The following is a 12,397-nucleotide window of genomic DNA, read 5'->3' on the forward strand; positions in this document are numbered from 1 at the left end:
CCGCTTTCCTAATTCGATTTATGTCTTCTGTAAAGGATATAACTTCTGCGCACATAATTCAACGGAACACTCCACACATGTACAAGCCGGGTAAACGGCCAGAATGCAAAAATCGCAAAGCCCATAAGTATATGAAGCCTGAAAGACATCGGTACGTCTCTCATCAGAGTCGGGTCAACACGGAATATGAATAAACCGCGGAACCAGATCGAGATCGTCTCCCGATAATCGAATTCCGGCTGTACCGCATTCGTTACGAGAGTCGCGAACATCCCCATGCATACAATGGCCAAAAGCAATACGTTTACAATCATATCAGACGCTGTACTTAAACGGCGCACATTGCGCATTGTAAAACGACGAGAGGTAAGAATCAACATACCGAGGAATGTCATCGCTCCAAATATTCCACCAACATAAACTGCTCCAATATGATACAGATGATCGTTTACACCCAGTGCATGCATCCAGGTTTTTGGTATGCCCAAACCGGATACATGACCCATAATAACTGGGATAATACCCAGGTGGAATAAGAGACTTCCGATCATCAATTGTTTTTTTTCAATAAACTCACTTGATTTTGCTGTCCAATTGAACTGGTCGTTTCTATAGCGGAAAATATGCCCTACAATAAAGACCACCACGCACATATAAGGGAAAATAACCCATAAAAACTGCTCTAGCATCATCATTGCGCGGCTGCCTCCTGTTCTACGCAAACTTTAAGCGTTTCACGCAGTCCCTTCACCAAATGAAAATACGGGCTTTCCATTTTTTCCAGCGCTTTAAGCAAATGATATGTGCCGTCTTCCAAGATCGCGATTGGCATGCGGAAGTTTTCTGTCGTCTTCGGATCTTGCGACCATTCGGCGGCATACAGAAATTCACACATGAGCGGCAGGTAATCTGGCAGCTCTCCATCTGGCATTTCAAGACCATACATCTCGTATAGCACCTTTAACTTGACCAACATTTGTCCCCGTTCTTTTGCATCTTCGAATTTAAAGTAAGTCATATATAGTGCACAATTTTTTTGAAAATCAAAGGTTTCTGTATACATTTCCTGAATCTCTTCCATACTGAACTCTTGCATAAGGGACCAGTAGGTGTTCGCATACGTATATGCCGGATGGTTCGGATCAAACGATGTTTCCAGAAAAGCCGGATGAAAATCCAGCTTTTCCGGGTACATGAGTTGCTGAGCGAAAAACCCGAATGATGGCTTGCATTCATACAACTTCGCTACATTAATCACGCCAAATACCCCCGTAGAAGTTTTCTTCATACATTTCTTTGCCCGTTTTCAAAGGCTCTTCCATCCCCATCGAACTTGCCATACTACAGCCGTCACATCCAGAGCCTGAACCCATGTTTCCCATGGTATCGCCGTAACCAGCAGATCCTTGAGCTCGGTACGGGTTCGAATATCCTTCTTTATGCGATGTCGGAATGACGAAACGATCCTCATACTTGGCAATCGCCAGAAGTCGATACATCTGCTCGGTCTGCCGCGGTGTCATGCCGATGCGCTCAAGACGGCTTTCATCGAAAGATTGTCCTGTGGACTGGGCACGCATATAGGAGCGCATCATAGCCATTCGCTGCAAGGATTCCTTCACGGTTTGCGTGTCGCCCGCCGTCAGCATATTGGCAAGGTACTGAATGGGGGTACGCATCTCTTCGATAGCCGGAAAGATCATATCGGGATTCTCAATCGAGTCTTTCCCTTCAAAGTAATTCATGATCGGACTAAGTGGTGGCACATACCAGACCATAGGTAATGTGCGGTATTCCGGATGAAGCGGGAATGCCAGCTTGTGCTCAATGGCAAGCTTGTAGACCGGCGAGTTCTGGGCTGCTTCAATCCAGTCCTCCGAGATACCGTCTTTTCTCGCTTGAGCAATCACTGCCGGATCACTTGGATCCATGAACAGGTCGCACTGCGCTTTGTAAAGTTCTTTCTCATCCTGCGTAGAAGCGGCCTCAAGCACCCGATCCGCGTCATACAGCATAACGCCGAGGTAGCGAATTCGTCCTGTACATGTCTCGGAGCAGACTGTCGGCAGGCCAGCTTCCACACGTGGGAAACAGAAGGTACATTTTTCCGCTTTGTTCGTCTGCCAGTTAAAGTACACTTTTTTGTATGGACAGCCCGTCATGCAATACCGCCAGCCGCGGCAGGCTTCCTGATCGACGAGCACGATTCCGTCCTCGTCCCGTTTGTACATGGCGCCCGAAGGACAGGACGCGACACAGCTTGGATTTAGGCAATGTTCGCAAAGCCGTGGGAGATACACCATGAACGACTTCTCAAAGTTAAATTTAATCTCTTCTTCGATTTTCTGAATATTTGGATCAAGCGGACCGGTTACATGCGCACCCGCCAGGTCATCTTCCCAGTTTGGGCCCCACTCCAAATCCATTTTTTCACCTGTTACCGCAGAATGCGCGCGTGCCACAGGTGAATGCTTCTGTTCGCCAGCGTTGGTCAGTTGCTCGTAATTATAAGTCCAGGGCTCATAATAGTCTTTCATTTCCGGCATGTCTGGATTGTAAAAAATCTTACCCAGTGCTATCTTGGACAGCTTGTTGCCTGACTTCAGTTCCAGTTTCCCTTTGCGGAGCTGCCAGCCCCCTTTATATAATTCCTGATCTTCCCAGCGCTTCGGATAACCGATACCTGGTTTGGTTTCCACATTGTTAAACCACATATATTCCGCACCTTTGCGGTTCGTCCAGGTTGTTTTACATGTCACGCTGCACGTATGACAGCCAATACATTTATCCAGGTTCATGACCATGGCAATTTGAGCTTTAATCTTCAAGCCAGTTAACCTCCTTCATTTTACGTACCGCAACGTACACATCACGCTGGTTGCCGATCGGACCATAATAGTTGAATCCATAACTAAGCTGAGCATATCCACCGACCATCTGGGTTGGTTTGAGATGAATTCTTGTCGGTGCGTTATGACTACCGCCGCGTGTATCCGTGATTTCGGAGCCTGGCACTTGAATGTGCTTATCCTGAGCATGGTACATGAACATCGTTCCTCTTGGCATCCGGTGGCTGACAACAGTCCGGGCGGTTACGACGCCGTTACGGTTGTATACCTCTACCCAATCATTGTCGGCCAGATCGTGTGCCTCTGCGTCTTCGTTGTTGATCCACACCGTAGGACCTCCGCGAAACAGTGTCAGCATGTGCTGGTTGTCCTGATAGGTGGAGTGAATATTCCATTTACCGTGCGGTGTCAGATAACGAAGCACAAGTGAATCTTGCCCGCCTTTTATTTCCCGGTCGCGAGGGCCGAACACCATCGGCGGCAGCGTCGGTTTATAGATCGGTAATGATTCCCCAAATTGTTGGAAAATCTCATGATCAATATAGAAATGCTGTCTTCCCGTCAAAGTACGAAACGGAACGAGACGTTCAATATTCGTTGTAAATGGTGAATAGCGGCGTCCCTTCTTGTTCGATCCAGTGAATACTGGTGTCGGTATAACTTCCCGTGGCTGTGCCGTGATACTTTGGAAAGTGATCCTTTCCGCTGCCCGATCGGCCGAGATGTCTTTGAGTTCCACACCGTGAAGCTCTTCTGCCTGCTCATAAGCCTTTTGCGACACCCGTCCATTAGTCGCGGATGAAAGGTGAAGAATTGCATTGGCCACTTGGCGAGCTGTCTGGATTTTGGGCAGCCCATCTTTAATGGACTCATCGTAATAAACTCCGTTCAACTTTTTCATTTCCTCATATTCGTCCGCTACGGAGAAGCTGACGCCATGCGCACCTGCTTTCCCAGTAGTCAAATTAGGACCGAGTGAGATAAATTTATCGTGAATTTTAGTATAATCGCGTTCGATGATGCTGAAATTCGGCATGGTTTTACCCGGAGTCGCTTCAATCTCGCCCTTCGTCCAATCCTTTACAAGACCCATCGGCTGTGAAATTTCGCCTATACTATCGTGTGCGAGCGGCGCAGTCACAAGGTCTTTATATGTTCCTGGCAGGTACTCTTTTGCCATATCCGAAAAGACTTCGGAAAGCTGGCGGTAAATATCCCAGTCCGCGCGGGATTCCCACAGAGGGTTAACAGCCGGATTAAATGGATGCACGAAAGGATGCATGTCTGTTGACGACAAGTCTGTTTTTTCGTACCAGGTTGCCGCCGGAAGCACGATGTCCGCGTACAATGGAGTTGTTGTCATCCGGAAATCAAGTGCAACCATCAAATCAAGCTTTCCTTCTACATCTTCTCTCCAGACGATTTCCTCAGGTTTCTGTTCTTCGTTCGGCCGGGCAAGCAGGGCATCAGATGCTCCGAGTAAATGTTTCATAAAATACTCTTGTCCCTTCGCCGAACTGGAAATCAGATTTGACCGCCAAACAAAGAGTGAGCGCGGGAAGTTCTCGGCTGCCCCAGGATCTTCTACAGCGAAGCGTGTCTTACGTGATTTAATCTCTTCCACAGAATGATTAATGATGTCCTCGTTGGACTTCTTGCCTAATTGCGCAGCCTCTTCGGCGAACAGTAGACTGTTTTTATTAAACTGTGGATAAGAAGGCAGCCATCCCAGACGCGCTGCGAGCACGTTGTAGTCTGCTGGATGTCTGTAACTGACATCCCCGCCAATCGGTGACTTCAAGGTGTCTGTTCCACTTTCTTCGTAACGCCACTGCTCTGTTGCAAAGTAGAAAAACGATGTAGCATTTTGCTGCCGAGCTGCCCCTTGCCAGTCTTTTGCAAAAGCAATCGTTGACCAGCCTTCGATTGGGCGGAGCTTTTCTTGACCCACATAATGCGCCCAGCCTCCACCGTTTACACCTTGGGAAGCAGTCAACACGACAAGATTCAAGATGGACCGATAGATCGTGTCACTATTGAACCAGTGGTTGATACCCGCACCCATAATAATCATGGAGCGCCCTTTAGTATCGATAGCATTTTGAGCAAATTCCCGAGCAATCTGTACCACAACAGACGCCTTCACACCTGTGATCTTCTCCTGCCAGGCAGGGGTATAATGCGAAGCTTCGTCGTAATAATTCTTGGCGTTATGAGAGCTGTCATTGCGTGCGACACCGTACTGGCTCATCATCAAATCGTACACGGTTGCTACGTAACGTTCCGAGCCATCTTCCAAGCGTACTTTTTTGGCCGGAATTACACGTTTGAATGTTCCATTACCCGCGTTATCAAAGTAAGGGAATACGATTTCTTCCCATTGCTCACCATGACCTTCCACAGTGAGTGCGGGCTCAACCTTTGTTCCGTCTTCCCGCTCCAGAATCAGGTTCCATTTCTTATCCTGCTCCCAGCGCTGTCCCATCGTACCGTTCGGAACTAGCATTTCCCCCACTGCTTCGTCATATATGACCGGCTTCCAGTCCGCATGCGGCGAAACATCTCCAAGGTCACTCGCCCGTAGAAAACGTCCACCTTTCCAAGCTCCCTCGTGCGGATCAAGCAGAATCATAAACGGCATATCTGTATATTGTTTGGCATAGTTAATGAACATCGGTTCTTGGCGCTCTCTGTAAAACTCATCCAAAATAACATGCGTCATAGCCTGGGCTATGGCAGCATCTGTACCCGGATGTGGTGCAAGCCAGTTGTCAGCGAACTTCACATTCTCCGCCAAGTCCGGAGCCACGGATACGACTTTTGTTCCCTTATATCGTACTTCCGTCATAAAATGAGCGTCTGGCGTCCGGGTAAGCGGTACGTTCGATCCCCACATAATCAGGTAACCCGCATTGTACCAATCAGAAGATTCCGGTACATCCGTCTGCTCACCCCAAATTTGAGGAGATGAAGGCGGAAGGTCGGCATACCAGTCATAAAAACTCAACATCTGTCCACCCAGTAGCGAAATGAATCGGGCTCCTGAAGCGTAGCTTATCATTGACATCGCCGGAATTGGCGTAAAGCCCGCGATCCGGTCGGGACCATACTTACGAATGGTATAGATGAGTTGCGCCGAGATCAGACGTAGGACATCGTCCCAAGCGACACGGACATGACCGCCTTTTCCGCGAGCTGCTTTGTAGAGCTTGGCTTTCTCCGGATCTTCCACAATACTTGCCCATGCTTCCACCGGATTGGCATGTTCCTGAATGGCTGCCTGCCAAAGCCGCAACAGCTTACCGCGCATATAAGGGTATTTCACGCGTAATGGACTGTATTCATACCAGGAAAATGTAGCCCCACGCGGGCATCCGCGTGGTTCGAATTCTGGCATATCTACACCGCAGGAGGGATAATCGATCTGTTGATTTTCCCAGGTAATGATGCCGTTTTTTACAAAAACCTTCCAACTACAGGAACCGGTGCAGTTCACTCCGTGAGTCGTCCGAACCACTTTGTCGTGAGACCAACGCTGACGGTACACGTTTTCCCATTCTCTATTTTTTTCCTCAAGGATTGACCAATTTCCCGAATAGCTTTCGATCGGTTTAAAAAAGTTGAGGTTGTATTTTTTTTTCATCGATGACCAACACTCCTTTTTAGAAAGAATCATCCCAACGCAAGTTCCAAGGGAAGACTCATTCGCTTACTCTCATTATGTAATTCATTCATCTCTGTTCCCATTAGGGAATGTCCTATAGCGCTACAGGAAATCCCTCGTTCTATGGAAAGATACAAAAAAGCCTCCCCCTGCTAAAGGGAAGCTTGTATGGAGTAATTAATTGTTCTTTTGACCCGTTAACAGGAGCATGATAAAAGAAATGAGTATGATAGAGCATGTCCACGCCCAGGCCATAGGAAGATGACCAGCATCCACCGCAATATAAATGGCCGTCGGAATCGTTTGTGTTTTACCCGGAATATTTCCGGCAATCATCAGCGTAGCACCAAATTCGCCCAGGCCGCGGGCAAAACCGAGTATAAAGGCAGCCTTAAAAGAAGGGAAAATTAAAGGGAAGGTGATGTATCGAAAAACCTGCCATTCACTTGCACCCATCGAACGTCCCGCGTTTTCCAAGTCCCGGTCAACAGAAGACAGTCCCATTCTCAGCGTCCGATAGACAAGAGGAAAAGCCACTACCACCGCTGCTATAACCCCAGCCCACCACGAGAATATAATAGGCTCGCCAAACCATTGCTCCACAAACCGTCCGAACCCGCTTTTTCGTCCAAGTAATATGAGCAGTAAAAAACCAACAACCGTCGGTGGGAGTACCAAAGGCAGCATAAGCACGGTTTCAACAACCGTTTTCCCTTTAAATAATCCCAACCGCGACATTGACCATGCCACAAGCAAGCCTAATATGATTACCAGAACGCTGGATAACAGTGCAACCTGCAACGATAATCGGATAGGAGGCCAATATTCATTCCAATCTATATCTTGCATGCTCACTTCGGTATGGTAAATCCATACTTAGCCATAATATTCAGAGATTCTTGCGATTGTAGGTATGCATAAAAGTCTTCGGCTTCTTGAATGTGCTTTGAAGCTTTGACAATCCCGATTGGATACTCAACAGGTGAATAGGTTTTGGGATCCACCTCAAAGGCGATTTTTGCCTTCTGTGAAGTCAACGCATCTGTTTTATATACAAATCCGACATCAGCATTCCCCGTTTCCACATATTGCAGCACTTGTCTAACGTCTTTTGCTTGAACCAGCTTGCTCTGTAACGTGTCCCAAAGCTTCGCTTTCATCAGCGCTTCCTGTGCGTAGTTGCCCGCAGGGACACTTTCAGGAATTCCGATCGCAACTTTCTTCACTTCTTTTTTTGTTAAATCGGTTACACTCGCGATGTTCATCGTCCCGTCTGCAGGGATAACCGCGACCAATTCGTTCGTCAGCCACGTTTTTTGTTTTTTTGTATCTATTAACTGCTGATCAACAAGGGACTTCATGTTTTTGGTCGAAGCGGACAGAAACAAATCCGACGGCGCTCCTTGCTCAATTTGTTTTTCCAACGCACCAGAGCCGCCGAAGTTAAAATTCAATTTGATGCCTGTATGGGTTGATTCGTATGAATGCTGAATTTCTTTGAGCGCATCCGTTAAACTTGCTGCTGCGGATATGGTAAGCTCAATAGTTTCAGCCGTTTTCGAAGATGTCTGGCTGGAAGATCCATTCTTACCGGCGCTGCCAACGCATCCTGATAATAATAAAATGATGGAAATAACCAAAACGAAAACAGTGCTACTTTTAATGAATTTATGCATTTGGTTCGGCTCCTCATGTTCGTTCATCATCAATTAATGGGTTTCGCTATTAGCTGTGCCTGTCTCGTACGTTCGATCAGTGTACAATTTTCAAGAAGAATATGATTAAAAATATCTGCTTCCAGGTCTTCTAACCGCTTCAATACGAGTCGGTGCGTACCACAAGCTTCCTGCATCGGCTCAAAGCCGTTTGTGATCAAGCGCATTTCCTTCAGGAATTCCACCACCGTTTGATGCTCGTCTTGCAACTTGGACAAAATTGGATTCAACTCATCTGCTCGTTCCACTGTTGATTCTTGTAAAAATGCTTCAATCATCGGAAACACAAGGTCCTCCTCATTTTGAATATGTTCCGATAATTCCTGTTTAAGCAAGGTGAACAGTTCATTAACTCGCTTTAGATGCGGATAACGTTCGCCGTGAACCCGCGTTAGTTTGGTTACATACGGCGTTAACGCCGATAGTTCTTCCCGAAGCTTCGTATGATACTCATTTTGAATATAGGCGATTAGCTCTTTTGGTTCGAGTGAAGGAGGTTGCATTTGCTTATGCTGTGCCTGCTTTTCTTCCACTTCATGTATCTGCGTTAGCAGTTCACCAGCGTGGAGGCCTCGATTGGCTGCTGCTTCACGGAGCGATATTTTCCCTCCGCAGCAGAAATCAATCCTCAGTTTGCGGAACAGATCTCCTGTTTTGGGTACTGCTTTCACAATGTCCGCCACCCATGTTTCTTCCGTTAACTGGCTCATCTTCCATTCCTCCATCTTACTTCGATTTTGTGCTTAACTTTCATTCTACGTCTCCCTTAAAGCTGAACCAATCAGGGGGTTCCCTCTTTCACTAGTGGAAAGAGCCTGATTATAAAAAATCAGAAAGCAACTGTTCAGCCGCTTCTTTCCCTTGAGCGATGCAATCTGGAATTCCAACGCCCCCATAGCCGGCACCGCATAGAAAAACACCCGGTAAATACTGTGCAAAGTCCTGTCTCATCTTCGCCATATGCTCTTTGTGTCCAATCGGATATTGCGGCATCGATCGATCACACCTACTGACTTCTGTGAATTCCGGTTCCGCTTCCAGGCCCATTAAATCTTTCAAATCCTTGCGCGCGGCATCCACAAGTTGATTGTCTGTCATTTGAACCCACTCCTGTGCACCTGCATGTCCGATATAGGTCCGTAAAAGCGTATATCCTTCAGGAGCCGTATGGCTCCACTTCGTCGAAGACCAAGTACATGCGGTAATCTTTTTGCCTTCTTTGCGGGGGACTAGAAATCCCGTTCCCTCAAAAGCAAAATTAAGATCTGTGTTTTTATAAGCAAGGGCAATATTGGCTACGGAAACATAGTGAATCTTGTGTAACCAGCTAGCGCTTGCAACGCCGGAAAATAATGTAGCCGCTTCAAAAGCTGGAACAGCACAAATCACCGCATCCGCATCTATTTTTTGTCCATGTTCTAAAATGACCTGATAACCGTTTTCTTTCCTTACTTCAACTACACCTTGCCCCATAACAAAACGTACGGTATCCAGCCTTTCCTTTAGCCGCTCCACGATCGTAGATAATCCTAGCCGATAAGAAAGAAACATACTTTTCTTAGCGATATCCGGCAGTTTGTCTTGTACTGCTGGCTTTCTTCCCGCCCCTTTAGACATACCCTTAATCAAACTTCCATGCTTTTGTTCCATTAGTTTAAATTGAGGGAAAGTTGACATAAGGCTCAGAGAATGAGTATCCCCAGCGTAAATTCCAGACAGCAGAGGTTCTGTAATCTGATCCAGAACTTCTTTGCCGAGACGCCGTTTGATAAAATCCCCTAGAGATTCGTCCTCATCACCTTTCTTCGCTGGAATGAATAAATCCAAGGCTGCCCGTGCTTTTCCCAGCGGAGAAATAAGCCCTGTCCGAATGAAGGGGGTGAGCTTTGTTGGAATGCCCAGAATGAAGCCCATCGGCATCGTATGAAGTTTGCCCTTATGCAAAATGCAAGCAGATTTGGCTTTCGGGTTTGTCGATACCAGCTCTGCTTCCAGCCCCAACTCCATGGTCAGATCCAATATTGCTGTCTTTCTGGCCAAGAAAGCATCTGGTCCTTTTTCGATCATAAAATCGTTTTGGCGAACGGTTTGTAGCTTTCCTCCCAGACGTTCACTTTTCTCCACCAGTGTAATCTCTACTTCAAGCTGCCTATCCTCAGCCAGCTTTTTCACATAAAAGGCAGCACTTAAACCGCTTATTCCTCCACCGAGAATAACGACTTTTTTAGAACTTTTTTTCATGAAAACACTTTTCCTCTCCAACTCCGGGTATATAAGCACAATAAGGGTCACTCTCCAAATAGTCTCCTGTTATTGCAAAAGCCCTTGCTCTAGAGCCCCCACAGACAGCCTTGAATTCACAGACTCCACATTTACCTTTAAGTAGGGACTTATCTCTAAGATTCATCATGATCGGAGAGTTGCGATAAATATCTGCCAGGCTATCCTTTCGTACATTCCCGCATATAAGAGGCAGGAAACCGCTCGGGTATACTTCGCCGATATGACTAATAAAAACAAATCCATCTCCATCATTTACGCCTTTAGGAGCACGTCCTAAAACATCTGCCCTTTTTTGTCCGTCTGCTACACTGCTCTCACCTGCTCTGTGCTTTTCCTGCAGTACGACCCTCCGGTAGTGAGGAGCTTCTGTAGCCTTCACACCGTACGGCATCTGTTGCTGTATTTGATACAGCCATTTCATTACGGCTTCATGCTCATCAGGAGTAATCATATCTTTCTCCATGCCACGTCCGGTTGGAACAAGGAAAAATAAACTCCATAACACGGCCTGCATTTCCTTTACCCTTTCTGCAATTTGCTCCAGATCATGAAGGTTGTACCGGGACACCGTCGTGTTCACTTGAATAGGGATATTCAGTTCCTTCAAATAACCAATTCCTCGCATGGTCGTATCGTAAGAACCTGCTGTACCCCTAAAATGATCGTGAATGTCTGCACATGAACCGTCCAGACTAAACGCCCATCGCGATAACCCAACTTGCTTTGCTTTTTCTACCGCTGCTCGTGTCACTTTAGGGGTGGCACTGGGGGTCATTGAAACCGACAGATTTTTCTCTTCAATTGCATATCGAGCCAGTTCAAACAGATCAGGACGCATTAAAGGATCTCCGCCTGTGAATACAACCAACGGATGATTCATTTCAGCAATTTGATCTATCAGCTTCTTACCCTCTTCTAATGTCAGCTGGCGAGGATCAGGTTTGTACTGAGCTTCCGCTCTACAGTGAAGGCACTTTAAAGCACAAGCTCGTGTAACCTCCCAGATGACTATAAACGGATCTGTATGATAATCACGCGGCGTTTTCAAAGATATCATTGATGTCTCTCCTTTTAGAAGTATAAAAACAACACAAAAACATAGAGCATCATTGAAAATCCAATTTCCGCCATGCCAACTTGTTTTGCCTTTAATCCGAGTTTAGGAAGCCATATGGCTCGTATCAAAAAAATCAAAAAAGGAACAAACAGAGGTAACTTTAACCAGGTAGCAAACAACAAAATCACCAAATGATAGATGATGGAAGCATAATGGTAACGTATATTTTTTCTTTCACGAATGATCGTTTTGACATACAAAGCAGTTCCGATAAAGTAAAGCATCAAAAGTAAGAATAGCTCTGTTGCTACTCTCCAATCCTCTCCTCCCCCCATATAAATAACAGGGTATATAAAAGAACAAAAGAGTAGAATTGCAACAATGTCATTGAGTAAAGCACGTTCATTTTTCGTTTTTGCAAAATAAATATTAGCCATAAAAAAGAGCAATAGAAGAACTCCATACCAGATCAAGGCAGGCTCAAACCATATCAGTGAAATTAACAAAGGAAGTAATATCACTCCGTATACAACGGCGGGTTTGCGGTATCTTTCACTGCTGCCTGTTTTGATCCATTGGAGGACAGGAAAACTGAATAAGTAGATAAAAAACCAGCACACAAATAGGGGGATATGAATGAGTTCCCCTCGAGAAGCAGCTAAACCGAATAAAAATGGAAGAACGAGCATGGCCCAGGCTCCATGTTGATTAGGTATGTATCTGCTCATCCCCTTCAAACCCTTGATCCTTTTTTCACAATCTTTTTTATGTCTGTTATTTCGGTTAATCGATTCATCATCCATTCCCCCAAGATTGAGTTTTATCTTCT

The 12,397-nt window shown here is 46.1% G+C and carries 10 protein-coding genes; all 10 read right to left on the bottom strand.

From position 1 onward, the window contains the following. Positions 1 to 8: 8 nt before the first annotated feature. A complete protein-coding gene (gene narI / locus ACUUJN_RS18875) occupies positions 9 to 692 on the bottom strand; it encodes a respiratory nitrate reductase subunit gamma (RefSeq protein WP_081327516.1) in 684 nt (227 codons plus the stop codon). After that, positions 692 to 1,258 (bottom strand): nitrate reductase molybdenum cofactor assembly chaperone, encoded by a 567-nt coding sequence (gene narJ / locus ACUUJN_RS18880; protein ID WP_028542276.1) that lies wholly within the window; start codon positions 1,256 to 1,258, stop codon positions 692 to 694. The genes narI and narJ overlap by 1 nt, the downstream gene beginning before the upstream one ends. Beyond that, entirely contained in the window at positions 1,251 to 2,828 is a 1,578-nt protein-coding gene (gene narH / locus ACUUJN_RS18885) for a nitrate reductase subunit beta (RefSeq protein ID WP_028542275.1), read from the bottom strand. The genes narJ and narH overlap by 8 nt, the downstream gene beginning before the upstream one ends. Beyond that, positions 2,818 to 6,492: a nitrate reductase subunit alpha gene (locus tag ACUUJN_RS18890; protein ID WP_068942148.1), complete on the bottom strand. Its 3,675-nt coding sequence runs from the start codon at positions 6,490 to 6,492 to the stop codon at positions 2,818 to 2,820. Before ACUUJN_RS18890 ends, narH begins: the two co-directional genes overlap by 11 nt. Positions 6,493 to 6,690: 198 nt before the next feature. Further along, entirely contained in the window at positions 6,691 to 7,368 is a 678-nt protein-coding gene (modB, locus tag ACUUJN_RS18895; RefSeq protein WP_028542273.1) for a molybdate ABC transporter permease subunit, read from the bottom strand. Further along, positions 7,365 to 8,189, bottom strand: coding sequence for a molybdate ABC transporter substrate-binding protein (modA, locus tag ACUUJN_RS18900; protein WP_209943195.1), 825 nt, complete (start codon positions 8,187 to 8,189; stop codon positions 7,365 to 7,367). The genes modB and modA overlap by 4 nt, the downstream gene beginning before the upstream one ends. A gap of 29 nt (positions 8,190 to 8,218) precedes the next feature. Then, on the bottom strand, positions 8,219 to 8,938 hold the full coding sequence (gene ric, locus ACUUJN_RS18905; protein WP_025718083.1) for an iron-sulfur cluster repair di-iron protein: 720 nt from the start codon (positions 8,936 to 8,938) through the stop codon (positions 8,219 to 8,221). A gap of 109 nt (positions 8,939 to 9,047) precedes the next feature. Continuing rightward, complete coding sequence (hemG, locus tag ACUUJN_RS18910) at positions 9,048 to 10,469, bottom strand: protoporphyrinogen oxidase (RefSeq protein WP_053325881.1); 1,422 nt, start codon at positions 10,467 to 10,469, stop codon at positions 9,048 to 9,050. Continuing rightward, positions 10,453 to 11,568 (bottom strand): TIGR04053 family radical SAM/SPASM domain-containing protein, encoded by a 1,116-nt coding sequence (locus ACUUJN_RS18915; RefSeq protein WP_160789669.1) that lies wholly within the window; start codon positions 11,566 to 11,568, stop codon positions 10,453 to 10,455. Before ACUUJN_RS18915 ends, hemG begins: the two co-directional genes overlap by 17 nt. Positions 11,569 to 11,582: 14 nt before the next feature. Beyond that, positions 11,583 to 12,371 (bottom strand): YwiC-like family protein, encoded by a 789-nt coding sequence (locus tag ACUUJN_RS18920; protein WP_254347582.1) that lies wholly within the window; start codon positions 12,369 to 12,371, stop codon positions 11,583 to 11,585. Positions 12,372 to 12,397 lie beyond the last annotated feature (26 nt).

The organism is Paenibacillus sp. LRG-1 (assembly GCF_057220305.1).